This window comes from Pseudarthrobacter sp. H2, from assembly GCF_050157045.1.
Classification (GTDB): Bacteria; Actinomycetota; Actinomycetes; order Actinomycetales; family Micrococcaceae; genus Arthrobacter.
Map to the genome: position 1 here is coordinate 2,463,212 of NZ_CP189594.1, position 23,480 is coordinate 2,486,691.

Sequence of the window (23,480 nt, forward strand, 5' to 3'; positions counted from 1 at the left end):
AAGGCGGCCTTTGTTCTACATCCTGGTATGCGGCGTGGCTAGCCGATTTTGCGGGCAGCCCGGCGCTTGCTGAGTTCGTCGTCGGGGAACGACTGATCCGTTACGTGTTCGCTGGGAAGCGCCGCGAGGCTGCCTTCGACTTCGCGCCAGACGCGTCCGACGGCGATGCCGAAGACACCCTGGCCGCCCTGCACCAGATCAATGACTTCATCTGCCGACGTGCACTCGTAGACACTGGCGCCGTCGCTCATGAGCGTGATCTGGGCCAGGTCTTCGACGCCGCGTTCCCGCAGGTGTTCGACGGCCGAGCGGATCTGCTGGAGTGAGACGCCCGTATCAAGGAGCCGCTTGACGACCTTGAGGACAAGAATGTCACGGAAGCCGTAGAGCCGCTGCGAGCCGGAACCGGCCGCGCCGCGGACCGCGGGCTCCACCAGTCCGGTCCGGGCCCAGTAGTCGAGCTGGCGGTAGGTGATGCCGGCGGCCTTGCAGGCCGTGGGGCCGCGGTAGCCCGCGTCCTCGTCCAGGACAGGAAGATCCTCGGTGAACAGCAGGCCCTGGGCACCGCTGGCGGGTACAGCCACACCAGCCGTGGACGGGTGCCTAAGCTCTCCTGCTTCGCCTTTCAGACTCACGTGGATCCTCCTTGTCATGAGCTCCCTGAGAAAGTTGCAGCGACAGCTGACTAACGAACCGACTGACACGAGTGAAATTCGAAGTGTGAAATTCATGCGTGTAATTTAGCCATGGCTGCACTTTCCAGTGTGACTTGCGGGGCTGTCGTATGCAATGGGAACTTGTACCTTTGACGTTAGGCCTGTCAAGACCCAAGGTCAAAGACCTTCACCCATTTGCAGGGGCGTGTCGAAACTTTCATCCTCGACTTTAAGCTTCACAACCCCTCGGCGGCCCCGGCCGGCTCAGCCGCCGAAGTCTTCAGGCTCGACGTCGTCCAGGAACTCCCGGAACCGCCGCAGTTCACCTTCCTCGTCGACGGCGGGGGGGTGGGTGTCCTCACCCTCGTCGTGCTCGGTGATCCTGACGCCGGCCTCGTCCATCACGGCGTCGGCGCACCAGATCCGGCACTTGGCCCGCAACGCCAGCGCCAGCGCATCCGAGGCCCGTGAGCTCACGGTGGTCCCGTCGTCGAATTGCAGCTGGCCGTAGAAGATGTTGTCCTCCACCGCAACGATGTTGACGCTGACAATGGAGTGGCCGAGGGCTTCAACCACGTCCACCAGCAGGTCGTGGGTCATCGGCCGGGGCGGGACCACGCCTTGCTGGGCCAGGGCGATGGCGCTGGCCTCCGGGGTTCCGATCCAGATCGGGACATGGCGTTCACCGCGGATTTCCTTCAGTAGGACGAGCGGCTGGTTTGATGGCAGCTCAATCCGCACGCCGACAATCTCCACCTCAATCATCAGATGTCCATTCTTGAGATGCGGTCCTGGACCAGTGCCTGATGCAGCGAGAGGCAGAGGTCGCTGATTTCGCGCGCGGCCTCGGCGGCGCGCGCATGGGAGGCGGCATCCTTGCGTGAGGTCAGTGTGGCCACGGCGCGTTCCACCAGCCCGAATTCGCGTTCGGCTGCCGCCTGGAAGGGCCGGAGGTGCCGTGGTTCCAGGCCGTGGCTCTCCAGCTGCACGCAGGCGCGCGCCACCTGGAGGGCGTGTTCGTCGAACTTGCCGTTGACGTGGCCGATCAGGCCGAAGCTCAGGAGTGATTCCAGCAGCGGGACGCTGGCGCCTGACTCTGCCCGGAGCTGTTCCTCGCTCAGCCGCCGCACCCGGTTTTGCAGTTCGGATGCGAGCTCCTGGGAGACGATCCGTGGGGAAACCGTGACCCCGGCGGGCAGGTTGTCCGGGCGCTCACCGCGGTCGATCGCCTCGAGGTAGTCCTTGATGACCTTCAACGGCAGGTACTGGTCCCGCTGGAGGGCCAGCACGAAGCGGAGCCGCTCGACGTCGCTCTCGGAGTACTGCCGGTAACCGGCAGGCGTACGTTGCGGACTGATGAGTCCCTTTTCCTCAAGGAACCTGATTTTCGACGCGGTCATGGTGGGGAAATCGTCGCTCAGCTGAGCCAGGACCTCCCCGATGTTCAGAACCTGGGGTCCGCGCCGATCGGCTTGTGCCATTGCCACAGGCAACTGCCCCGGTATCAGACGTTGCCTGCTGCGCGGGCAGGGCTCAGGTAGAAGGTCAGGCGGAACTTCCCGATCTGGACCTCGTTTCCGGATTTCAGCTCCACGGCGTCGACGCGGTCGTGGTTGACGTAGGTGCCGTTCAGGCTCCCGGTGTCCACGACTTCGAAGCTGCGGGCCGTGCGGCGGAATTCAACATGGCGGCGCGAGACCGTGACGTCGTCCAGGAAGATGTCGGCGTCCGGGTGCCGCCCCGCCGTCGTGACATCCGTGTCCAGCAGGAAGCGGGCTCCCGCGTTGGGTCCGCTGTGGGCCACGAGCAGCGCCGAGCCGAAGGGAAGGGACTCGACGGCCGTCCGCTCATCGGCAGAGACCCTCGGGGCGATGGTGGGTTCGTCGCGCACCGGGGTGAGGTTGATCGACGTGGTCTCCGAAGCTTTCACTCCACCCGTGCCGTGACCGGTGTCGTTCCGTTCGTGCCCAAACATTGAGTCCTCCTCATTCGTTGCAGGTGTCCCCCCTGCAAACAACGCATGCCGCCCGGAAAGCCTGGCGGTTCCGGGATGGCCCTCCGGCGGGGCGTCGTCTGTGTGTTGTCCCGACGCCCCGGCCCGAATGGCCTCTTGCTTTAGCCTACCTGCTGTTCGTACTCCGATGCACTGAGCAACGACTCGACGGCGTCGGCTTCCGCGAGCTTGATTTCCATCAGCCAGCCCTCGCCGTACGGATCGGAATTGATCAGGGCCGAATCGGTGTCCAGCGACTCGTTCCGGGATACGACCTCGCCCGAGACCGGGGCGTAGATGTCGCTGACGCTCTTGGTCGATTCGACCTCGCCGACGACGTCGTTGGCCTTGATCGTGGCGCCCACCTCGGGCATCTGGGCATAGACGACGTCCCCGAGTGCGTCCTGGGCAAAATCGGTGATGCCCACGCGCACGACTCCGTCGGCGTTGGGGGCAGAAACCCATTCGTGTTCTGCGGTGTAGGACAGCTCTTCGGGAATAATGCTCATGACGGGCCTTTCGTCGGGTCAATCACCAATGTCGACGGCGGTGTTCTGAACTGGCCGCCGCTGAAAGTATAGGCATATCCGCCTGCGCCCGGGAGCACTCTGACATGATGGTGAAATGACAGAACAAGCGCATAGAGCCTAGGCAATGCCGGAGCTTCCGGAAGTGGCGGCCCTGACCGGCTTTCTGGACGGGCATCTGCCCGGAGCTGTGGTCACGAAGATCCAGATCGCCTCGTTTGCGGTACTCAAAACGGCGATTCCCCCCTTCTCCGAACTGGAGGGCAGGGCCGTGGCCGGGGTGCGCCGCTTCGGCAAGTTCGTCAGCGTGGACGCCGACGGGCTGTATTTTGTCTTCCACCTGGCGAGGGCCGGCTGGGTCCGCTTCACCGAGGCCCCCACTGATATCCAGCTGAAGAAGGGCAACGGACCCATAGCGGTGCGGCTGTCGTTTGCCGGCGCATCCGGCCCGCTCGGCATGGATCTGACCGAGGCCGGGACGAAAAAGGGCCTGGCGGCGTATGTGGTCCGGGATCCCTACGACGTTCCCGGCATCGCGGCGCTCGGACCGGATCCGTTCAGCCCCGGGTTCGACGTCGATGCCCTGGCGCAGATCCTTGGGTCCAGTTCCCAGCAAATCAAGGGTGTCCTGCGGAGCCAGGGCGTGATTGCCGGCATCGGGAACGCCTACAGCGACGAGATCCTGCACTCGGCCAGGCTGTCACCTTTCGCGATCGCCAATTCCCTGGACCGGGACGCGGTCCGGCTCCTCCACGACGCCATCCACAGCGTTCTGGGGACAGCCCTGCGCGAAGCCCAGGGCAAGCCGCCGCATGAGCTCAAGGACACCAAGCGGAGCCATATGAGGGTCCACGGCCGGACGGGTGAAGCGTGTCCGGTGTGCGGCGACACCGTGCGCGAGGTTTCCTTTGCCGACACCGCCCTGCAATACTGTCCGGGCTGCCAGACCAAGGGAAAGATCCTGGCCGACCGCCGGACGTCGCGCTTTCTGAAATAGCGCCCCCCGGGAAAAAGTCCCGGGAAACAGAAAACCCCGCCGTTCCCTTGTCAGGAACGGCGGGGTTTTGTCTGTTGGTCGGGCTGACAGGATTTGAACCTGCGACCCCTTGACCCCCAGTCAAGTGCGCTACCAAGCTGCGCTACAGCCCGTTAGCTCCGCCGTTCTCCGCCTCGATGACATCTAAAAGATTTTCATCCAAGCAGTCCGGCCGAACCACCTCCAAAAGCTTACACGATCCTGGAGGGTGCCTGTGACACTTTCACGCGCCACGGGCGCAGTGTGTCCTGACTAACGCTTCTTGCCACGCTTTTCGCGCACCCGCATGTTGACCTCGATCGGCGTGCCCTCGAAACCGAAGGTCTCGCGGAGCCGGCGGGTGATGAAGCGGCGGTAGCCCGGATCCAGGAACCCGGTGGTGAAGAGGACGAACTTCGGGGGCCGGCTGGAGGCCTGGGTCCCGAACAGGATGCGGGGCTGCTTGCCGCCGCGGACCGGGTGCGGGTGCGCGGCCACCAGTTCGCCCAGGAAGGCGTTGAGGCGCCCGGTGGCGATGCGCTTGTCCCAGCTTTCCAGTGCGGTGTCCAGGGCGGGGACGAGCTTGTCCTTGTGCCAGCCGGTCAGCGCCGAAATGTTGACCCGCGGCGCCCACGCCACGTGGGCCAGGTCCCGCTCGATCTCACGCTCCAGGTAGGTGCGGCGTTCGTCGTCGAGCAGGTCCCACTTGTTGAAGGCCAGCACCAGTGCGCGGCCGGACTCGATGGCCAGCTGCAGGATGCGGACATCCTGCTCGCTGAGGACTTCGTCCACGGCGAGGAGCACGACGGCGACCTCCGCCTTTTCGAGCGCGCTCTGCGTCCGCAGCGAGGCGTAGAAATCCGCGCCCTGGGCCATGTGCTGCCGGCGGCGGATGCCGGCGGTGTCGACGAAGCGCCAGGTCCGGTCGCCGAGTTCGATGAACTCATCGACCGGGTCCCGGGTGGTGCCGGCGGTGTTGTCCACCACCACGCGCTCGGAGCCGGCCAGCTTGTTCAGCAGCGAGGACTTGCCGACGTTGGGCCGGCCGATCAGGGCGATGCGGCGCGGGCCGCCGGAGCGTTCCAGCCCTTCGATCGTGGAGAACTCGGGCAGCGTGTCCATGACGTGGTCCAGCAGGTCGGCGACGCCGCGGCCGTGGAGCGCCGAAACCGGGTACGGCTCACCGAAGCCCAGGCCCCAGAGCGTCGCCGAATCGGCTTCCTGCGCGAAGTCGTCCACCTTGTTGGCCACCATGATGACCGGCTTCTTGGACTTACGGAGCATCTTCACAACGCCCTCGTCCGTGGCCGTGGCGCCGACGGCGGAGTCGACAACGAACAGCACGGCGTCGGCGAGCTCCACGGCCATCTCGGCCTGTTCGGCCACACGGGCGTGGATGCCGCGGGCATCGTGCTCCCAGCCGCCGGTGTCGACCACGGTGAAGTTCCGGCCGTTCCAGGTGGCCGAGTACATGACCCGGTCACGGGTGACGCCAGGGGTGTCTTCCACCACGGCTTCGCGGCGGCCGAGGATGCGGTTCACCAGGGTTGACTTGCCCACGTTGGGCCGGCCGATGATGGCCAGCACGGGATCAAGCTTGACCGGACCGTCGAAATCCTCGTCGTCGTACTCGCCGCTCAGCAGGGCGGCGTCGTCTTCATCCAGTTCGTAGTCGTCCAGGCCTGCACGGAGGGAGGCCGCGCGGAGTTCCGCTTCCTCGTCGTCCAGTGCGGCGAGGTGCTCAGCCACCTGGTCCGTGCCGGTGGGCGTGTATTCGTCTTCGCCGGCGCCAAATTGGCCGGAGGTTTGAGTCGTATCGCTCATTGCACATTCCTTATGGGGTGATCTGCCGGCGTCCCGGCTACTGCTTCATGACGTTCTTGCGGGGAATCCGCGTCGGGCAAGGGCTGCCCGGTTCTTTGGATCGAGTCCTGGACATGGCGGGCCAGCGCGGCGCGGATCTCGGTTCCCGCCCTGTCCATTGAAACACGGCCGGTCTCGCCGGGCCTGCGGCTGACATTGATGGCCCCGCCGAAGCTGACGTGCAGCCGCCGGCGCAGCGGCGGAACCGTGTCCAGATGCTCTGCGCCGACCCGGGTGCCCAGGATGGCCACGGGGACCACCGTCGCGCGGGAGTTCAGCGCGAGCCAGGCGACACCGTTGTTGATCGCGGCGGCTTCGCCGCTCCCCCGCGTTCCTTCGGGCAGGATCCCGACGCACCGCCCGGCGTCGAGCACCCGCTTGGCCCGGTGCAGGGCCGCACAGTCACCCGCGCGGTCCACCGGCAGCTGGCCCGAGGCCGTGAGCACGCGGCCCAGGAACCCGGCGAACATTTCCTGCTTGACCAGGATGTGCATCCGCCGCGGCGAGGCCCCGAACATGACCGGTCCGTCCAGGTAGCTGATGTGGTTTCCGGCGAAGATCACCGGGCCGGTGGCCGGGACGTTGGAACGCCCCGTGACCGAGGTCCGGTACAGGATGTGGTCCAGGATCCAGCCCACGGGCCGGCTCCAGGCAGCGCTCCACCGGCCCGGCAGCGCCAATTCTGCCTGCCCCTCTGCCTGCCCGCCTGCCTGCCACTGTGCCTGTCCCTTTGCCTGCGGCCTGGGCTCAGTCACGGGCGGTGACCCGGTGGTTGAGGATGCCGTGCACGATCTCGAGCGCGGCATCGACTGTCTCCTCGAAGTCCAGCTCCGAGGAGTCCAGGGTGACCACGCCGTCGGCTGCCGTGGTGAAGTTCACCACGGTGGAATCCCGGGCGTCGCGGGCGGTGACCTGCGTGGCGAGCTGTTCGGCGTTCTGGCTGCCGCCGAGCTGGATGCCGCGGCGGCGCAGCCGCGCCGCTTCGCTGGCGGTCAGCAGCATGCGCACTTCGGCGTGGGGCGCGACGACGGTGGTGATGTCCCGGCCCTCGACCACCATGCGGCGGTGGTGCTTTTCGATGAGTTCACGCTGCCGGCGGATCAGTTCCGTGCGGGCCCCGAGGGTGGTGGCGACGGCGCTGACGGCCGCGGAAATCGACGGCTCCCGGATGGCGGACGTGACGTCGGTGCCGCCCACGCGGACGTATTCCTCGAGCGGGCTCGTGCTGATCTCCAGCGGCAGGCTCTCGGCGGCAGTCTCGACGGCGGCGCCGTCCCCAAGGTCGGTGCCGGAGTCCAGGCAGTACCAGGTCAGGGCCCGGTACATGGCGCCGGTGTCGAGGTAGGCCAGTTTGAGCCGGCGGGCCACCTCTTTGCTGACGCTGGACTTCCCGGACCCGGACGGTCCGTCAATCGCGACGACAAGGCTTTTTCCGGGGCGCACAAGGCCCACGGTCTCGATAAGTTCCTGGGTCATTACTGGAGTACCCGCCATCCGCGGTCGTTGAGGGCTTCGATGAGCAGGTCGTGCTTGTTGGGCAGGACGGAGATCTCCACCATGCCCACGTTCTGTCCCGAGGAATGGTCCAGGCGGAGGTCCTCGAGGTTGACGCCGATCTCGCCGATCTCGGTGAGGAGCTTCGCGATCTGGCCCGGACTGTCATCCACCAGGACCGTCAGCCAGGAGTAGGCCTGCGGCGGCCCGCCGTGCTTGCCCGGAATGCGGGACTGGCCGGCGTTGCCTTCGCTGATCAGCTGGGCCAGGTCGAGCCGCGCCCCGGGCGCCGTCGGGTCCTCCAGCGTGCCGATCAGCCGGTTCAGGTCCTCGCGGACCCCATGCAGGACGTCCACGACTTTGTCCGCGTTCGCGCCCAGGATCTGGACCCAGAGGGTGGGATCACTCGCCGCAATCCTGGTCACGTCCCGGAGCCCGTTCCCGGCCAGGGACAGGGCATGCAGGGGCGTGCCCTGGAGGCGGCTGGCCACGAGGGAGGACATGACCTGGGGCAGGTGGGAGACGAGCGCCACGGCTTCGTCGTGTTCCTCCGCCCGGAATTCGGAGACGACGGCGCCAAGGTCCGTTGCCAGCGCGCGCGCTGTCCGGAGGGCCCCGGGCGTCGTCTCGTCCGAGGGGCACAGGACCCACGGCATGGAGGTGAACAGCTCGCCGCGGGCTGCGACGGGGCCGGACTTCTCCCGGCCGGCCATGGGGTGGGTGCCCACGTAGCGGCCCAGGTCCGCGCCGCGGGACCGCAGCCCGGCCTGGATGCCGGCCTTGACGCTGGCGATGTCCACGACGGTTGCCTGCGGGTAGTCCGCGAGGGCGCGTTCCACAACATCCGCCGTGACGTCCGGCGGGGCGGCGACGACCACGAGCTCCGGCTGTTCGCCGTCAAGGCGCGCCAAAGGCAGGCCCGCGCCGATGTCCACGGCGACGGCCTGGTTGGTGGGCGAGGGATCGGAGAGGAAGACTGCCACTCCGCGGCCCCGGAGCCCCAGCCCGATGCTGGTGCCCAGGAGCCCCGTCCCCACGACCACCACCGGGCCGTTGAGGTGGCCGCGGCCGTGGGTGCGAAATGCGGACATGCCCTACAGCCCTACGGATGCCAGCAGGTGGCCGACTTCCTGCTTGCCGAGGTTGCGGATGCTGCCCTGGCGCTGGTCGCCCAGGCCGATGGGTCCGACCTTGACGCGGACGAGGCGCAGCACCGGGAAGCCGACGGCGTCGAAGAGGCGCCGGACGATCCGGTTCTTGCCCGAGTGCAGCACGACCTCGATCAGCACGTGGCCCGGGGTGGAGTCCACCAGCTTGAAGGAGTCCACGGCGGCGATGCCGTCCTCGAGTTCGACGCCGGCCTTGAGCCGGGCACCGACGCCCTGCGGGAACGGCCCGCGGACCTGCACGAGGTAGGTCTTGGGGACCTCGTAGGACGGGTGGGTCATGCGGTTGGCGAGTTCGCCGTCGTTGGTCAGCAGCAGCAGGCCCTCGGTGCCGACGTCGAGACGTCCGACGTGGAAGAGTCGTTCGCCGTGATGGCTGCGGACGAAGTCGCTGATGCAGGGCCGCCCGTCCGGGTCTTCCATCGTGGAGACGACGCCCTTGGGCTTGTTGAACACCATGTAGACCATGTTTTCGTCCAGCTGGATGCGGAGCCCGTCGACGTGGATGACGGCAGTCTTCGGGTCGACGCGGACGCCGAGCTCCGTGACGACCAGGCCGTCGACCTCGACGCGGCCCTCGGCGATCATTTCCTCGCAGACGCGCCGCGAGGCGACGCCGGCCGAGGCCATGACCTTCTGCAGGCGGATGCCGTCGGCGTCGTGCAGCTCGGACTGGGGAACGTCGCCGCGGGGTCCGTGCTTGCGGCTGGGCTTCCGGACGGGGCCAAGGTTCTGGCCGAAGCGTTCGCTGCCGAAGGCGCGGGGGCCGGCGGACTTGGCGGCGCCGGTGCGCGGCTTGGGCTTGAGGGCGCCGGGGGTGCCGGGGGCTTTGCCGAAGCCGGGCTTGCGGGTGGCGGCCTTGCGGGCTGCTTCCTTGCCGGACAGTGCTTTGCCGGACGGCCCTGTGGACTTCCAGTCGCCGGAAGCCGGGCGGCTCGCCGACGGCGTGCCATCCGGCCCCTGCAGGTCCGGGTCGATGAATGCCTCTTCGCGAGGCTTGGGGTGCTTGAAGGGGCGGTCTCCGCCGCCCTTGAAGCCGGCCCCGCTGCGGCTTCCGCCGCCTTGTGCGCCGCGGCCTGAGCCGCCCTGTGCTGGATTGCGTGCCGAATTGGCTTGTCCCGCGCTGCTTCGTCCTGCGCTGGTTCGTCCCGCACTGCTACGTGGTGAACCCTGGCGTCCCGCCTGTGTCATGACCCGTCCTTACGTTGGTGGCCGGCGGCCATTGTCTCCCGACAACACCCGCCAGCCAGGGCAAAATGGTTCCGCCCTGGTGGATACTATTGCGCAGGCAATCGTGCCTGCACAAAATACTGCCTACATTCTGTCGGCGTCGTAGAACTCTTCGATGCCTTCGAGCCCCGGAAGATGGGGCGACAGCTGCGGCAATTCCGCAACTGAGCCGATCCCCATGCGTTCCAGGAAATACGACGTCGTGCGGTACAGGATGGCCCCGGATTCGGGATCGGTCCCCGCATCCTCGATCAGCCCGCGCTGGGTCAGCGTCCGCACGACAGAGTCAACATTGACCCCTCGAATTGCAGACACCCGCGCCCTTGAGACGGGTTGGCGGTAAGCGATGACGGCGAGCGTTTCGAGCGCCGCCTGCGTCAGCCTGGCCGTCTGTCCTTCCAGCACGAATCCGCCGACGATGTCCGCAAACTCAGCGCGGGAATAGATCCGCCAGCCTCCGGCGATATTCCGCAATTCAAAGCCCCGGGCGGTGGCGCTGAAGCCATTACTGCCGGCAACGTCCACATCCGGGGCATTAACAGTATAGCCGTCATACTCCCGCTGCAGTTCCGCCAGCAGGGTTTCGACGACGTCCACACCCAGGTTCAGGCCGGCGGCGAGCCCGGCGGCCGTGGCTGGCTGGTCGATCACCATGAGGACGGCTTCGAGGGCCGCGCGCGCCCCGCCGGGAAGGCCATGGACGTCGGGACCGCCGGTATCCCCGACGCCGGTTGCCGCTTCGTTCCGGGTGTCGCTCACTGCTGCTCCTCGTATTCGTCGCTTGGGTTGGCGCTTGCTTTGCCCCTGGCTTTGCCCGTGTCTTTGCCCCTGCCTGTGCCCCTGTCTTTGCCACGGGCGGCGTTGCCGCCGGCGCTCCAGCGGACGGTGAGGTCCCCGAGCGGCTGCAGCTGCTCAAAGCCCACCGCCCCGTCCCGGAACATCTCCAGCAGGGCCAGGAAGCGGGCCACCACCACGAGCGTGGAGTCGGCGTCGGCGATCAGGTCCCGGAAGGTGAGGGGCCCGCCCAGCCGGAGCCGGAGTTCCAGCAGCCCGGCCTGCTCCTTGACGCTGACCGGAGTGGCGTGCAGGTGGGCCAGGTCCACCCGGGTGGGCGCGGCATCCTTGGGTCTGAGGGCGGTTTCGGCCAGGGCTGCGAACTGCGCGGGGGTGTGCTTCCAGAGCAGTTCCGGGAGCAGCGCGGCGAAATGGGCTTCCAGCGCGACCTGCCGCGGGTACCGGCCGGCCTCGAGGTCGAGGGTGGAGCCGATCATGCCGGCCCCGTGCTTGAAGGCCTTGTACTGGAGCAGCCGGGCGAACAGCAGGTCGCGGGCTTCCAGCAGGGCGATGTCCTCGGCGTCCTCCACCTCGCCGGCGGGCAGGAGCCGGGCGGCCTTGAGGTCCAGCAGCGTGGCGGCGATGACGAGGAATTCGCTGGCCTCGTCCAGGGCCCACTCCTCCCCCTGCTGCTGCAGGCCCTTGATGTACTTGATGAACTCATCGGTGACGGTGGACAGCGCCACCTCGGTGATGTCCAGCTGGTGCTTGGAAATCAGGCCGAGCAGGAGGTCGAAGGGACCCGTGAAGTTGGCGAGGCGGACCTCGAAGCCGGACTTCTTCGCCGCGGGGGCGCCTGCCGTGTCCACGGTCCGCCCTAGGGTGCCCCGCCGCGCGAAATGAGTTCCTTGGCCAGCCGGCGGTAGGCATCGGCGCCGATGTGGTTGGCGGCGTACGTGGTGATGGGCTCGGCCGCCACTGTGGCGTCGGCAAACTTGATGGAGCGCTTGATGACCGTCTCGAAGACCTTGTCCCCGAAGGCCTCCACGAGGCGCGCGATGACTTCGCGGCCGTGCAGGGTGCGGGCGTCGTACATCGTGGCCAGCACGCCGTCGACCTGCAGCCTGGGGTTCAGGCGGTCCTGGACCTTGTCGATGGTTTCCACGAGCAGCGCCACCGCGCGCAGGGCGAAGAATTCGCAGATCAGCGGGATGATGACGCCGTGGGCTGCGGTCAGGGCGTTGACCGTGAGCAGCCCGAGGGAGGGCTGGCAGTCGATCAGGACGATGTCGTAGTCGTCCTCGACCTTCTTCAGGGCCCGGTCCAGGACCTGTTCGCGGGCCACCTCGTTGACCAGCTGGACTTCGGCGGCGGAGAGGTCGATGTTGGCCGGCAGCAGGTCCACGTTTTCGACGCCGGTCTTCTGGATGGCGTCGCGGATGTCCACCTTGCGGTCCATCAGGACGTTGTAGACCGTGAGGTCCAGTTCGTGGGGGTTGGTGCCGAGGCCGGCGGACAGGGCGCCCTGCGGGTCGAAATCGACCAGGAGCACGCGGCGGCCGAATTCGGCAAGCGCGGCGGCAAGGTTGATCGCGGAGGTGGTTTTCCCCACCCCGCCCTTCTGGTTGACCATGGCGATGACCCGCGCGGGGCCGTGGGATGACAGCGGCGCGGGCTCCGGAAAGTCGCGTTGAGGGCGCCCGGTGGGGCCCATGACGGCGTCTTCCAGATCGAGTTCGGTGCCTTCCAGAGTTGCTGAACCCTGTTCGCTGCTCACGTATCTATCCACACTTTCGATGACGGTGATGGTCGTGCTTGATATTGCTGGCTGCTTGACTTCTGCCTGCTTGATTTCTGCCTGCTTGATTTCTGCCCTGGACTCCCAGCGCCGATCGTATTCCCCCCAAGGTTACAGCGCCCGACACGGTATTCCGCGGACCTTGACAGCGGCCGTCATTTGAGCCTTACCCTCTGGTAGAGGTCGAGGGTTGCCCTTCCGCCGCACGGAACCGCCCGGACGCGGGTCTGCGTCCGGGCGGTCCTGCCGCGGTTTCAGCCCGGGATCAGTCCGCAGGATCAGGCTGCAGGTTCAGGGCGTCGCATCAGGCGCCGGCCGGCTGCGGATGGGCCGGCTGTCCCGGCTGGGCGGCGGCAGTGCCGGCGTCGTCGGCGTCGTAGCCCATGCCGTGGTGCGGGTTCATGGTCAGCTCGTCGAAGGGCTCTGCGCCGGAGAGGACACGCTCAACCTGGTCGCCGTCGATCTCTTTGACCCACGTGCCGATCAGGACGGTGGCGACGGCGTTGCCGGTGAAGTTGGTCAGCGCGCGGGCCTCGGACATGAAGCGGTCGATGCCGACAATCATGCCCACGCCCCCCAGCAGCTGGGGCGCGTGCGCCTGGAGACCGGCGGCCAGGGTGGCCAGGCCGGCACCGGTGACGCCGGCGGCACCCTTGGAGGCAATGATCATGAAGATCAGCAGGGAAATCTGCGCCCCAAGGTCCATCGGCATGCCCATCGCGTTCGCCACGAACAGCGACGCCATGGTCAGGTAGATGGCGGTGCCGTCCAGGTTGAAGGAGTAACCGGTGGGCACGGTGACGCCGACGACGGGCTTGGACACACCGAGGTGTTCCATCTTGGCGATGAGGCGCGGCAGGGCAGCCTCGGAAGAGGAGGTGGAGAAAATCAGCAGGTATTCACGGGCCAGGTACCTCATCAGCTTGAAGATGCTCACGCCCGCAACGACCTGGAGGAGACCGCCGAGGATAACGACGATGAACAGGGCGCAGGTGATGTAGAACGCGATCATCAGGGTAAACATGCTCACGATCGCCTGGAAGCCGGTGGCGCCGACCACGGCGGCAATGGCGCCGAAGGCACCCACGGGTGCCAGCCACATGATCATGATGAGGATGCGGAAGACCACCGCCTGGCCGTGGCCGATTGCCCTCAGGATCGGAGTGCCCTGGGGGCCCATCTTCTGGAGGGCGAAGCCGACCAGGATCGCGGCGAGCAGCGTCGGCAGCACGGGGATGTCACCGGGGATGATCCCGAGCAGGAAGTCGACGGTGCTGTCGGTAGCCGCCTTCTTGTTGGGGTCGTACGGCGTCAGGTTCAGGCCTTCACCCGGGTGGATGAGGTTGCCGACCACCAGGCCGATGGCCAGGGCGAAGGTGGACATGACGACGAAGTAGCCCAGGGCCAGGCCGCCGACCTTGCCCACCGTGGCGGCTTTGGCGATGGAACCGATGCCCAGCACGATGGTGCAGAAGATGATGGGGCCGATCATCATCTTGATCAGCTTGATGAAGCCGTCGCCGAGCGGCTTGAGGTTCTTGGCGAATTCGGGGAACAGCAGACCGACGACGGCGCCGAGGACCACGGCGGCGATGACGGCCATGTACAGGTAATGGGATTTGTCGAGCCCTTTGCGCGCGGCCTTGACGGGCGCGGCTGACTCTCCTCGTTGAGAAGCCATGATGTGTCTCCTTATGGATAGGCTGGAAGACGCGGGCCCATGCTCTGGGCTGATCACGTCGGTCGGGTGTTATATCCATCATTGGTGGCCGGGTGACCTGGCTCACTGTTGCGTTCATATTGGTCATGGAAGGTGTTGATGATCCACCGCTGGAGCATCGCGCGGAGGCTGTTCGTGGCCCATCTGCTGTTCATGCTGGCCCTGACGGCAATCGTGGGCACCGCCAGCTTCGTTGACGCCCGCGACCACGCCTATGAGGAGGCCGGCCGGCGGATGACCGGCATCGCCACCGCCGTGGCGGACAACCCCCTGGTGCTGCAGGCGGCGAGCGCCGCCGACCCGACGGCCCTCCTGCAGCCCTATGCCTTGAAAGTCATGCGCGATGCCAATGCGGATTTCATCACGATCATGGCTCCTGACCGGACACGGTGGACGCACCCCAACGACGAAGAGCTGGGAAAGCCGTACATCGGGTCCATTGACGCTGCCCTGAACGGCGGGGTCTTTACCGAGATCACCGCCGGAACCCTCGGCCCCTCGGTCCGCACCATCGCTCCGGTCAAGGACCCCAGCGGAAACGTGAAGGCGCTGGTGGCGGTGGGCGTGACCGTGCGGACCGTGGACGTGGCCGTGTCCGGCAGGCTGCCGGCGCTGCTGGTCATCGGACTGGCCCTGCTGGCGGGCGGCTCGGTGGCGTCCTGGCTGCTGGGGCGGTACCTGCGCCGGGTCACGCGGGGCTGGGGCCCGGAACAGCTGGCCCAGCTGTTCGCCTACTACGAATCGGTGCTCCACTCGGTCCGGGAGGGCGTGATCCTGATTGATTCCAGGGGCAGGGTGGTGATGCACAACGACCAGGCCGCGGAACTGCTGGGCCTCAGCCCGCACTCCGCCAACGGCGATGAAACAGGCGACCCAACAGGCGGCACTCCAGCCGGGCCAACGGCCAGCCCTCAGGCCGGCCCAACAGGCGGACCAACAGGCGGGAGCTGGGCGGCGCCGTTGCTGGCGGAGCTGCCCCTGGCGGCCAGCCTCAAGGAACTCTTCGAATCGGGGCGGGGCGCCCAGGACGAAATCCATCTGACGGACTCCCGCATCCTGGTGGTCAACCAGGGACCGGCGGTGGGGCCGCAGTCCTCCGCGGGACGCCAGCGCGGCGCGGTTTTCGGCACGGTGGCCACCATCCGGGACCGCACGGAAATCGAATCGCTCGGCAGTGAGCTGGAAACCGTGCGCACGCTCTCCGATGCCCTCCGCGCCCAGACCCACGAGCACGCCAACCGGCTGCACACGATTGTCTCGCTGCTGGAACTGGGACGCGGTCCGGAGGCCCTGGACTTCGCCACCAGGGACCTTGAGCTCAGCCAGCGCCTCACGGATGACGTGGTCAGCTCCATCGAGGAGCCGGTGCTCGGCGCGCTCATCATGGGCAAGGTGGCCGAGGCCCGCGAACGCGGCGTCGAGCTGGACCTCAATGCCGGCGGATCCACCGCCGTCTCCGGGCTGGCGGTCCAGGACCTGGTGGCAATCCTGGGCAACCTGCTCGACAATGCCATCGACGCCGCGGCCGAGGCGCCGGCGCCGAAGCTCGTGGAACTGACCGTCGCGAACGCCGGCGGGTCACTGGAGATCACGGTGGAGGACAGCGGCCCGGGCATCGACCCCGCGGCGGTGGAGGATATCTTCCGCCATGGCTTCAGCACCAAGGAGCCCGGACCTTTCGGCCGGGGGCTCGGACTGGCCCTGGTCCGCCAGGCGGTGCACCGCCTCGGCGGCACCCTCACGATCAGCAGCCCGGCGGGGGCACTGTTCCACGTCACGCTGCCGACTGCCGCCGCGGCTGCATTGCCGGCGGCTGCGTTGCCGGCAACCACATTGCCGTCGGCTGCCGGGCAGGACGCGGAGGGACAACCATGAGCGAGATCCGCGTGCTCGTCGTCGAAGACGAGCCCATCGCCGCTGCGGCCCACGCCGCCTACGTCGGCAGGCTGGACGGGTTCGTGCTCGCCGGGTCGGCAGCCGACGGCCAGTCGGCCCTGCGGCTGATGACGGAGTCCGCGGCTGCCGGCACGCCGATCGAGCTGGTGCTCCTGGACATGAACCTCCCGGACCTGCACGGGCTGGACATCGCGCGGCGGATGCGGGCTGCCGGCCTGTTCGCGGACATCATCGCCATCACCGCCGTGCGCGAACTCAACATCGTCCGCAGCGCCGTGGCCACCGGGGTGGTCCAGTACCTGATCAAGCCGTTCACCTATGCGACCTTCGCGGACAAGCTCTCCAGCTACCGGCAGTTCCGGGAGCAGCTGGCAACGCCTGCTGCCGGCACGTACGGCGCCGTGGCCTCCCAGGGCGAGGTGGACCGGGCCTTCGCGAGCCTGCGGGCCCCGTCCGAGCTGCCGCTGCCCAAGGGGCTCGCCGTGTCCACGCTGGAATCCGTCCAGGAATTCATGAAGGGCCAGTCCGGCGCAGTCTCGGCCAGCGAGGTGATGGCGGCGCTGGGCATGTCCCGGGTGACCGCCCGCCGCTACCTCGAATACCTCGCCGACGCCGGCAGGGTCTCCCGGACGGCGCGCTACGGCGCCCCCGGCCGGCCGGAGAACGAATACCGCTGGCGCGGGCCGACGTCGTAAGCCGGTCCACTCCCCCGTCAGGCGTCACGCAGCGCAGAGTTTCGGGCTGGCCCACCAGGCCCGCTGCCGGATTCCCGCCGTCGGACCTGGCGGAGGCGACCAAAAGCCTGCTGTGCGTGACGCCTGCGGACCCAAGACCGCCCCGTCACTCCGCGGCGGCGGGGCGCAGGGTCCCGATGAGCGTCTCGATCACGCCGGCGTCCTCGATCGTGGACGGCACCACGTAGTCCTCGCCGTCGGCGATCTGGCGCATGGTTTTGCGCAGGATCTTCCCGGAACGGGTCTTGGGCAGGGCCTCCACGACGGTGACGTGCTTGAAGTCCGCCACCGCCCCGATATCCCGCCGGACCAGGGCAATGAGCTCCCTGACCAGCACGTCCTCGGCCATGTCCACGCCTGACTTGAGCACGACGTAGCCGCTGGGGCGCTGGCCCTTCAGGGCGTCCGCGAGGCCGATCACGGCGCATTCGGCGACTGCCGGGTGCTGCCCGATCACCTGTTCCATGGCACCGGTGGACAGCCGGTGGCCGGCGACGTTGATGATGTCATCGGTGCGGCCCATCACGAACAGGTAGCCGTCCTCGTCCCGGTAGCCGGAATCGCCGGTGGCGTAGTAGCCCTCGAACGCCTGGAGGTAGGAGGAGACGTAGCGTTGGTCGTCTCCCCAGAGCGTGGTGAGGGTGCCAGGAGGCAGCGGCAGCCCCAGAACGATGTTGCCCTCGGTTCCGGTTTCGACGTCCTCGCCGGCGCCGTCGACAATATTGAGCTTGAAGCCCGGCATCGGCACGCTGGGCGAGCCGGCCTTGATCGGGAGTTCGTCGAGCCCGCGGGGGTTGGCGCAGATGGCCCAGCCGGTCTCGGTCTGCCACCAGTGGTCCACCACCGGGACGCCCAGGATCCGGGAGGCCCAGTGGAAGGTGTCGGTGTCGAGCCGCTCGCCGGCGGCAAAGAGCGTGCGCAGGCCGGAGATGTCGTAGCCTTCCAGCAGCTTCGCCTCGGGATCGGCTTTCCGGATGGCGCGCAGCGCGGTGGGCGCGGTGAAGAGCACGTTGACCTTGTGGTCCTGGCTGACCCGCCAGAACGCTCCGGCGTCGGGGGTCCCCACGGGCTTGCCCTCGTAGAGGACCGTGGTGGCCCCGGCCAGGAGCGGGCCGTAGACGATGTACGAGTGCCCCACCACCCAGCCGACGTCGGACGCGGTCCACATGACATCCCCGGGCCCGACGCCGTAGATGTTTTCCATGGTCCAGGTGAGCGCCACGGCATGGCCGCCGTTGTCCCGCACGACGCCCTTGGGGGTGCCGGTGGTGCCCGAGGTGTAGAGGATGTAGAGCGGGTCGGTCGCCTTGACGTCGACCGGTGCGGCAGGCACGGCGGAGGCCAGCTCGGTGTCCCAGTCCAGCCAGCCGGAGTAATCCGCGGCTGCGGCGGCGAATCCGTCCCGCCCCTTCACGAGGACCGGCGTGCCGGTGGCCCCGGCCAGTTCCAGGGCCTCCGCCACCGCGGGGAGGTACTCGATCCGGCGGGCGGGCTCGATCCCGCCGGAGGCCGTGACCACGACGGCGGGGGCGGCGTCCCGGATGCGGGCGGCAAGTTCCTTGGGCGCGAAGCCGCCGAACACGACCGAGTGCACGGCTCCGAGCCGGGCGGTCGCCAGCATGGCGATGGCGGCCTCGGGGATCATCGGCATGTAGATCACGACGCGGTCGCCCTTGCCCACGCCGTTGCTGCGCAGGACGCCGGCGAACCGGGCCACGAGGTCCGTGAGTTCCGCGTAGCTGTAGCGCCGTTGGGTCCCCAGCATGGCGGAGTCGTAGACCAGGGCGTCCTGCGCCCCGCGGCCGGCCTCCACATGGCGGTCCAGCGCGTTGTAGGAGGTATTCAGGATGCCGTCGGGGAACCAGCCGTAGAGCGGGGCCCGGCTCGAATCGAGGGCCTGCCGCGGCGGCGTGGTCCACGAGACCTTGCTCGCTGCGTCCAGCCAGAACTCCGCCGGCTCGGCCAGGCTGCGGTCGTACGTGTCCTGGTAGCTCTTGGTGACCATGAAATACATCCCGTCCACTGCGTTGTGATGGAGCTCATGGTAGCCCGGCGGCGGAGGCCGGCACAAGGGCTCATGTATACACCCATGGCTTCCTTTCAGGTTTCTTCGGGAAAATGGTGGGATATTCCACCATGTTTGTATACACTCGAGTGTGTCAGTCAATGAAGGAGGCAGGATGCGCGCCAGCGACAAGGCCTATGCGGCCCTGCGTGAGGACATCATCGAATGGCGCCTGCTTCCCGGTGCGGTCCTGGCCGAAGTGGAGCAGTCCGAGCGGCTGGGCGTCTCTCGCACCCCGCTGCGGGAGGCCCTGAGCCGGCTCACCGCGGAGGGCCTGACGACGACGGCGGGAGGCCGCGGCGTCGTCGTGACCGATATTTCGCTGGCGGACATCGACGAACTCTTCGAACTGCGCGAGACCCTCGAAGGCCGGGCAGCGGCGCTGGCCGCCGAGCGGGGCGATGCCGCGACGTTTGAACGGCTCCGCGACGAACTGCTCAAGGCGCCGGAACTGATCGGCGCGGACGACCCCGCCCGGCACGACTACTACGTGCTCGTCGGCCGGCTGGACGCGGCCATCGACGCCGCCATCTCCAACTCCTACCTTGTCCAGGCGATGCGCAGCCTGCGCGTGCACCTGGTCCGGGTCCGCCGGCTGGCGGCCGACGACGCCGAGCGGCTGACCGCCGCGGCGGCCGAGCACGCCGCCATCGCCGAGGCGATCGCCGCCGGCAACCCGCGGCTGGCCGAGGCCGCCACCACGCTCCACCTGCACCGCAGCCTTTCCCACGTCAAAGCCACGCACATACCGCACTAAAAGGAGCACCATGGTCAAGGAACACCACGTCCGCGTCTACAAGAGCGAGGAAAACCTGCCCCGCGAGGACCAGCTCGCCTTCAAGATCGCCAAGGTCGCCGTCGACCCCGTGCCCGTCACCGACGAGGTCACCGACATGGTGATCAACCGGGTGATCGACAACGCCTCGGTGGCCATCGCCTCGCTGAACCGCGCCCCGATCATCGCGGCCCGGGCCCAGGCCCTGACCCACGGACCCACCACCGGGGGCAAGGGCGCCAAGGTCTTCGGCATCGAAGAGCGCGTCGCCCCGGAATGGGCCGCCTGGGCCAACGGCGTCGCCGTCCGCGAACTGGACTACCACGACACCTTCCTGGCCGCCGAGTACTCCCACCCGGGCGACAACATCCCGCCGATCCTGGCCGTGGCCCAGCACGTCGGCTCCAGCGGGCAGGACCTGATCCGCGGCATCGCCACCGGCTACGAGATCCAGGTCAACCTGGTCAAGGCCATCTGCCTGCACGAGCACAAGATCGACCACGTTGCGCACCTGGGCCCCTCCGCCGCCGCCGGCATCGGCACCCTGCTGGGCCTGGACGTCGAGACGATCTTCCAGTCCATCGGCCAGGCGCTGCACACCACCACCGCCACCCGGCAGTCCCGCAAGGGCGAGATCTCCACGTGGAAGGCCCACGCCCCGGCGTTCGCCGGCAAGATGGCCGTGGAATCCGCGGACCGCGCCATGCGCGGCCAGACCTCCCCCGTGCCGATCTACGAAGGCGAAGACGGCGTCATCGCGTGGATGCTGGACGGCCCGGACGCCTCCTACACCGTGCCGCTGCCGGAGGCCGGCGAAGCCAAGCGCGCCATCCTGGACACCTACACCAAGGAGCACTCGGCCGAGTACCAGGCCCAGGCCTGGATCGACCTCGCCCGCAAGCTGCACGGCGAACACCCCGAGCTCAAGGACCCCGCCAACGTGGAGTCCGTGCTGATCAAGACGAGCCACCACACCCACTACGTGATCGGCTCCGGCGCGAAGGACCCGCAGAAGTACAGCCCCACCGCCAGCCGCGAAACGCTGGACCACTCCATCCCGTACATCTTCACCGTCGCCCTGCAGGACGGCGCCTGGCACCACGTCGATTCCTACGCCCCCGAACGCGCCGGCCGGCCCGACACCGTGGAACTCTGGCACAAGGTCAGCACCGTCGAGGACCCGGAATGGACCCGCCGCTACCACTCCCTGGACATCGCCGAGAAGGCCTTCGGCGGCACCGTCGTGATCACGCTCACGGACGGCACCGTCATCACTGAGTCGATCGCCGTCGCCGACGCCCACCCGCTGGGTGCCCGGCCGTTCAAGCGGGAACAGTACGTGAACAAGTTCCGCACCCTCGCCGCCGGCCTCGTGGCCGAGGAGGAAATCGAACGCTTCCTCGCCGCCGCCGCACGGCTCCCCGAACTCGCCGCCGGCGAGCTGGACCAGCTGAACATCAAGGCGGCCGACGGCGTGATCGACCTCGCCGCCGCCCCGAAGGGACTGTTCTGATGCTGTACTCGAAGACCACGCCGGAGCAGAAGCGGGTCCGGTTCCGCGAGCTCCTTTCCTCCGGCACCATCGCGCAGTTCCCGGGCGCCTTCAACCCGCTCTCGGCACGGCTGATCGAGGAGAAAGGCTTCGCCGGCGTCTACATCTCCGGCGCCGTCCTGGCCAACGACCTCGGCCTGCCGGACATCGGGCTGACCACCCTGACCGAGGTGGCCACGCGTGCCGGGCAGATCGCCCGGATGACCGACCTGCCCTGCATCGTCGACGCCGACACCGGCTTCGGCGAACCCATGAACGTCGCCCGCAGCATCCAGGAACTCGAGAACGCCGGCCTGGCCGGCTGCCACATCGAGGACCAGTTCAACCCGAAGCGCTGCGGCCACCTGGACGGCAAGAACGTCGTGGACCTCGACACCGCCACCAAGCGGATCCGCGCGGCGGCCGATGCCCGGCGCGACCCGAACTTCCTGATCATGGCGCGGACCGACATCCGCGCCACCGACGGCCTGGCGGCCACCCAGGACCGTGCCAGGGCCCTGGTCGAGGCCGGTGCCGACGCCATCTTCCCCGAGGCCATGAAGGACCTGTCCGAATTCCAGGCCATCCGCGACGCCGTCGACGTCCCGATCCTGGCGAACATGACCGAATTCGGCCAGAGCGCACTGTTCACGGTGGACGAGCTGGCCGGCGTCGGGGTCAACATGATCATCTATCCGGTGACCCTGCTCCGTAGTGCCATGGGCGCCGCGGAGCGTACGCTGGAATCGATCAGGGCCGACGGAACCCAGGAGGCACAAGTTGGGACCATGCTGACGCGCGCACGGTTGTACGACCTCGTCGACTACGAGGCCTACAACCGCTTTGACACCGGGGTCTTCAATTTCCAGGTCCCCGGCCAGTGATCCCGGCAACCGATTTCCGGCCCCGGCCGGCACAACCCGCGACAGGAACGAAGGAGTTCAACATGGCTGCAGAAGACATCAAAAAGGGCCTCGCCGGCGTCGTGGTGGACTACACCGCGGTCTCCAAGGTCAACCCGGACACCAATTCGCTGCTGTACCGCGGCTACCCCGTCCAGGAGCTGGCCGCCCGGTGCAGCTTCGAGGAAGTCGCCTACCTGCTGTGGAACGGCGAGCTTCCCGACCCCGGGCAGCTCGCGGAGTTCACTGCCAGGGAGCGGGCCGGACGGGCGCTGGATCCGGTGGTCAAGCAGGTCATTGATGCCCTGCCGGAAACCTCGCACCCGATGGACGTCTGCCGCACGGCGGCCTCCGTCATGGGCGCCCGGCACCCCCTCGCGGAGGACTCCTCCCGCGAGGCCAACCTGGCCAAGGCCCTTGATTTGTTCGCCGCGATGCCAGCGGTCGTGGCCTACGACCAGCGCCGCCGCCACGGGCAGGAGCTGGTGGAGCCGCGCGACGACCTGGGCTACGACGCCAACTTCCTCTGGATGACGTTCGGCGAGGAGCCGGTCCCGGAAGTGGTCGAGGCGTTCAACGTCTCGATGATCCTGTACGCCGAGCACTCCTTCAACGCCTCGACCTTCACGGCGCGCGTCATCACCTCCACGCTCTCGGACCTGCATTCGGCCGTGACCGGTGCCATCGGCGCGCTCAAGGGCTCGCTGCACGGCGGCGCCAATGAGGCCGTCATGCACACCTTCGACGAGATCGGCATCCGTCCGGAGGAATCGCTGGATGAGGCGCACACCCGGGCCAAGGCCTGGATGGAGGACGCCCTGGCCCACAAGAAGAAGGTCATGGGCTTCGGCCACCGCGTCTACAAGCACGGCGATTCCCGGGTGCCCACCATGAAGGCCGCGCTGGACAAGATGATCGCCTACTACGGCCGTCCCGAGCTGCTGGGGCTGTACAACGGGCTGGAAACGGCGATGGACGAGGCCAAGGCGATTAAGCCGAACCTGGACTACCCGACCGGCCCCACGTACCACCTGATGGGATTCGACACCGCGACGTTCACTCCCCTGTTCGTGGCGAGCCGCATCACCGGCTGGACCGCGCACATCATGGAGCAGCTGGACGCGAACTCGCTGATCCGCCCGCTGAGCGAATACAACGGCGTCGAGGAACGGCACCTGGCGTAGTTTCTTCCGACACTACGACGGCGGGCCGGTCACCTTGTGAAAGGTGGCCGGCCCGCGTTTTTCTGCCTGGCTTGGAGCCGGCCCGGTGTTTCGAACCGGGCCATGTCCCCCAAGGCTGGCTCCGCCGTCTCTTTCATGAACGGCTGATGTTGCGCTT

22 protein-coding genes and 1 tRNA gene are annotated in these 23,480 nt (G+C 67.7%); 7 read left to right on the forward strand and 16 right to left on the reverse strand.

Annotated features, from left to right (window positions below):
- Nucleotides 1-38 precede the first annotated feature (38 nt).
- From ACQCSZ_RS11630 to gcvH, 5 genes are all read right to left on the reverse strand, one after another.
- Nucleotides 39-635, reverse strand: coding sequence for a MerR family transcriptional regulator (locus ACQCSZ_RS11630; protein WP_211881640.1), 597 nt, complete (start codon nt 633-635; stop codon nt 39-41).
- A 285-nt stretch (nt 636-920) separates the two neighbouring features.
- Nucleotides 921-1,421, reverse strand: coding sequence for a bifunctional nuclease family protein (locus ACQCSZ_RS11635; RefSeq protein ID WP_427008120.1), 501 nt, complete (start codon nt 1,419-1,421; stop codon nt 921-923).
- Complete coding sequence (locus ACQCSZ_RS11640) at nt 1,421-2,137, reverse strand: MerR family transcriptional regulator (RefSeq protein ID WP_427008121.1); 717 nt, start codon at nt 2,135-2,137, stop codon at nt 1,421-1,423. The genes ACQCSZ_RS11635 and ACQCSZ_RS11640 overlap by 1 nt, the downstream gene beginning before the upstream one ends.
- 23 nt (nt 2,138-2,160) lie before the next feature.
- Nucleotides 2,161-2,631 (reverse strand): FHA domain-containing protein, encoded by a 471-nt coding sequence (locus tag ACQCSZ_RS11645; RefSeq protein ID WP_427008122.1) that lies wholly within the window; start codon nt 2,629-2,631, stop codon nt 2,161-2,163.
- A 140-nt stretch (nt 2,632-2,771) separates the two neighbouring features.
- A complete protein-coding gene (gene gcvH, locus ACQCSZ_RS11650) occupies nt 2,772-3,158 on the reverse strand; it encodes a glycine cleavage system protein GcvH (RefSeq protein WP_427008123.1) in 387 nt (128 codons plus the stop codon).
- Between the two features lie 145 nt (nt 3,159-3,303).
- Between gcvH and ACQCSZ_RS11655 the strand changes: the two genes are divergently transcribed.
- Nucleotides 3,304-4,173 (forward strand): DNA-formamidopyrimidine glycosylase family protein, encoded by an 870-nt coding sequence (locus ACQCSZ_RS11655; protein WP_427008124.1) that lies wholly within the window; start codon nt 3,304-3,306, stop codon nt 4,171-4,173.
- 75 nt (nt 4,174-4,248) lie between these two features.
- Here the strand turns inward: ACQCSZ_RS11655 and ACQCSZ_RS11660 are convergent.
- The 10 genes from ACQCSZ_RS11660 to ACQCSZ_RS11705 all read right to left on the reverse strand — a co-directional run bounded on the left by ACQCSZ_RS11660 (nt 4,249) and on the right by ACQCSZ_RS11705 (nt 14,197).
- Nucleotides 4,249-4,325 (reverse strand) — tRNA-Pro (locus ACQCSZ_RS11660).
- 139 nt (nt 4,326-4,464) lie between these two features.
- Nucleotides 4,465-6,015: a ribosome biogenesis GTPase Der gene (gene der, locus ACQCSZ_RS11665; RefSeq protein ID WP_427008125.1), complete on the reverse strand. Its 1,551-nt coding sequence runs from the start codon at nt 6,013-6,015 to the stop codon at nt 4,465-4,467.
- Nucleotides 6,012-6,692, reverse strand: a complete 681-nt coding sequence (locus ACQCSZ_RS11670) for a lysophospholipid acyltransferase family protein (protein WP_427008321.1) — start codon at nt 6,690-6,692, stop codon at nt 6,012-6,014. The genes der and ACQCSZ_RS11670 overlap by 4 nt, the downstream gene beginning before the upstream one ends.
- A gap of 109 nt (nt 6,693-6,801) precedes the next feature.
- Nucleotides 6,802-7,530, reverse strand: coding sequence for a (d)CMP kinase (gene cmk, locus ACQCSZ_RS11675; protein WP_427008126.1), 729 nt, complete (start codon nt 7,528-7,530; stop codon nt 6,802-6,804).
- Complete coding sequence (locus ACQCSZ_RS11680) at nt 7,530-8,639, reverse strand: prephenate dehydrogenase (protein WP_427008127.1); 1,110 nt, start codon at nt 8,637-8,639, stop codon at nt 7,530-7,532. Before ACQCSZ_RS11680 ends, cmk begins: the two co-directional genes overlap by 1 nt.
- A 3-nt stretch (nt 8,640-8,642) precedes the next feature.
- Nucleotides 8,643-9,905: a pseudouridine synthase gene (locus ACQCSZ_RS11685; protein WP_427008128.1), complete on the reverse strand. Its 1,263-nt coding sequence runs from the start codon at nt 9,903-9,905 to the stop codon at nt 8,643-8,645.
- A gap of 123 nt (nt 9,906-10,028) precedes the next feature.
- Nucleotides 10,029-10,703, reverse strand: coding sequence for an SMC-Scp complex subunit ScpB (gene scpB, locus ACQCSZ_RS11690; protein ID WP_427008129.1), 675 nt, complete (start codon nt 10,701-10,703; stop codon nt 10,029-10,031).
- Nucleotides 10,700-11,587, reverse strand: a complete 888-nt coding sequence (locus tag ACQCSZ_RS11695) for a segregation and condensation protein A (protein WP_427008130.1) — start codon at nt 11,585-11,587, stop codon at nt 10,700-10,702. The genes scpB and ACQCSZ_RS11695 overlap by 4 nt, the downstream gene beginning before the upstream one ends.
- Before the next feature lie 8 nt (nt 11,588-11,595).
- Nucleotides 11,596-12,495 (reverse strand): ParA family protein, encoded by a 900-nt coding sequence (locus tag ACQCSZ_RS11700; protein WP_211881658.1) that lies wholly within the window; start codon nt 12,493-12,495, stop codon nt 11,596-11,598.
- A 325-nt stretch (nt 12,496-12,820) separates the two neighbouring features.
- Nucleotides 12,821-14,197 carry a cation:dicarboxylate symporter family transporter gene (locus ACQCSZ_RS11705; protein WP_427008131.1) on the reverse strand — a complete coding sequence of 459 codons (1,377 nt, stop codon included), beginning with the start codon at nt 14,195-14,197 and terminating at the stop codon, nt 12,821-12,823.
- Between the two features lie 138 nt (nt 14,198-14,335).
- Between ACQCSZ_RS11705 and ACQCSZ_RS11710 the strand changes: the two genes are divergently transcribed.
- Both ACQCSZ_RS11710 and ACQCSZ_RS11715 read left to right on the forward strand, forming a co-directional pair.
- Nucleotides 14,336-16,111 (forward strand): sensor histidine kinase, encoded by a 1,776-nt coding sequence (locus ACQCSZ_RS11710; RefSeq protein ID WP_427008132.1) that lies wholly within the window; start codon nt 14,336-14,338, stop codon nt 16,109-16,111.
- Nucleotides 16,108-16,827, forward strand: a complete 720-nt coding sequence (locus ACQCSZ_RS11715) for a response regulator (RefSeq protein WP_427008133.1) — start codon at nt 16,108-16,110, stop codon at nt 16,825-16,827. Before ACQCSZ_RS11710 ends, ACQCSZ_RS11715 begins: the two co-directional genes overlap by 4 nt.
- 145 nt (nt 16,828-16,972) lie before the next feature.
- Here the strand turns inward: ACQCSZ_RS11715 and ACQCSZ_RS11720 are convergent, their stop codons facing one another.
- On the reverse strand, nt 16,973-18,871 hold the full coding sequence (locus tag ACQCSZ_RS11720; RefSeq protein WP_427008134.1) for an AMP-binding protein: 1,899 nt from the start codon (nt 18,869-18,871) through the stop codon (nt 16,973-16,975).
- 175 nt (nt 18,872-19,046) lie between these two features.
- On the opposite strand from ACQCSZ_RS11720, the gene ACQCSZ_RS11725 reads away from it, so the two are divergent.
- From ACQCSZ_RS11725 to ACQCSZ_RS11740, 4 genes are all read left to right on the forward strand, one after another.
- Nucleotides 19,047-19,688, forward strand: a complete 642-nt coding sequence (locus ACQCSZ_RS11725) for a GntR family transcriptional regulator (protein ID WP_427008135.1) — start codon at nt 19,047-19,049, stop codon at nt 19,686-19,688.
- A 10-nt stretch (nt 19,689-19,698) separates the two neighbouring features.
- Nucleotides 19,699-21,219: an MmgE/PrpD family protein gene (locus ACQCSZ_RS11730; RefSeq protein ID WP_427008136.1), complete on the forward strand. Its 1,521-nt coding sequence runs from the start codon at nt 19,699-19,701 to the stop codon at nt 21,217-21,219.
- Complete coding sequence (gene prpB / locus ACQCSZ_RS11735; RefSeq protein ID WP_427008137.1) at nt 21,219-22,121, forward strand: methylisocitrate lyase; 903 nt, start codon at nt 21,219-21,221, stop codon at nt 22,119-22,121. Before ACQCSZ_RS11730 ends, prpB begins: the two co-directional genes overlap by 1 nt.
- Before the next feature lie 62 nt (nt 22,122-22,183).
- Entirely contained in the window at nt 22,184-23,323 is a 1,140-nt protein-coding gene (locus ACQCSZ_RS11740) for a bifunctional 2-methylcitrate synthase/citrate synthase (RefSeq protein WP_427008138.1), read from the forward strand.
- Nucleotides 23,324-23,480: the final 157 nt, after the last annotated feature.

What these genes read in the sequence shown, in the direction of transcription:
- ACQCSZ_RS11635 (WP_427008120.1), bottom strand. Translation starts at nt 1,421, where the DNA reads ATGATTGAGGTGGAGATTGTCGGCGTGCGGATTGAGCTGCCATCAAAC.
- ACQCSZ_RS11640 (WP_427008121.1), bottom strand. Translation starts at nt 2,137, where the DNA reads ATGGCACAAGCCGATCGGCGCGGACCCCAGGTTCTGAACATCGGGGAG.
- ACQCSZ_RS11645 (WP_427008122.1), bottom strand. Translation starts at nt 2,631, where the DNA reads ATGTTTGGGCACGAACGGAACGACACCGGTCACGGCACGGGTGGAGTG.
- gcvH (WP_427008123.1), bottom strand. Translation starts at nt 3,158, where the DNA reads ATGAGCATTATTCCCGAAGAGCTGTCCTACACCGCAGAACACGAATGG.
- ACQCSZ_RS11655 (WP_427008124.1), top strand. Translation starts at nt 3,304, where the DNA reads ATGCCGGAGCTTCCGGAAGTGGCGGCCCTGACCGGCTTTCTGGACGGG.
- der (WP_427008125.1), bottom strand. Translation starts at nt 6,015, where the DNA reads ATGAGCGATACGACTCAAACCTCCGGCCAATTTGGCGCCGGCGAAGAC.
- cmk (WP_427008126.1), bottom strand. Translation starts at nt 7,530, where the DNA reads ATGACCCAGGAACTTATCGAGACCGTGGGCCTTGTGCGCCCCGGAAAA.
- ACQCSZ_RS11680 (WP_427008127.1), bottom strand. Translation starts at nt 8,639, where the DNA reads ATGTCCGCATTTCGCACCCACGGCCGCGGCCACCTCAACGGCCCGGTG.
- ACQCSZ_RS11685 (WP_427008128.1), bottom strand. Translation starts at nt 9,905, where the DNA reads ATGACACAGGCGGGACGCCAGGGTTCACCACGTAGCAGTGCGGGACGA.
- ACQCSZ_RS11705 (WP_427008131.1), bottom strand. Translation starts at nt 14,197, where the DNA reads ATGGCTTCTCAACGAGGAGAGTCAGCCGCGCCCGTCAAGGCCGCGCGC.
- ACQCSZ_RS11710 (WP_427008132.1), top strand. Translation starts at nt 14,336, where the DNA reads ATGATCCACCGCTGGAGCATCGCGCGGAGGCTGTTCGTGGCCCATCTG.
- ACQCSZ_RS11715 (WP_427008133.1), top strand. Translation starts at nt 16,108, where the DNA reads ATGAGCGAGATCCGCGTGCTCGTCGTCGAAGACGAGCCCATCGCCGCT.
- ACQCSZ_RS11720 (WP_427008134.1), bottom strand. Translation starts at nt 18,871, where the DNA reads ATGGTCACCAAGAGCTACCAGGACACGTACGACCGCAGCCTGGCCGAG.
- ACQCSZ_RS11725 (WP_427008135.1), top strand. Translation starts at nt 19,047, where the DNA reads ATGCGCGCCAGCGACAAGGCCTATGCGGCCCTGCGTGAGGACATCATC.
- ACQCSZ_RS11730 (WP_427008136.1), top strand. Translation starts at nt 19,699, where the DNA reads ATGGTCAAGGAACACCACGTCCGCGTCTACAAGAGCGAGGAAAACCTG.
- prpB (WP_427008137.1), top strand. Translation starts at nt 21,219, where the DNA reads ATGCTGTACTCGAAGACCACGCCGGAGCAGAAGCGGGTCCGGTTCCGC.
- ACQCSZ_RS11740 (WP_427008138.1), top strand. Translation starts at nt 22,184, where the DNA reads ATGGCTGCAGAAGACATCAAAAAGGGCCTCGCCGGCGTCGTGGTGGAC.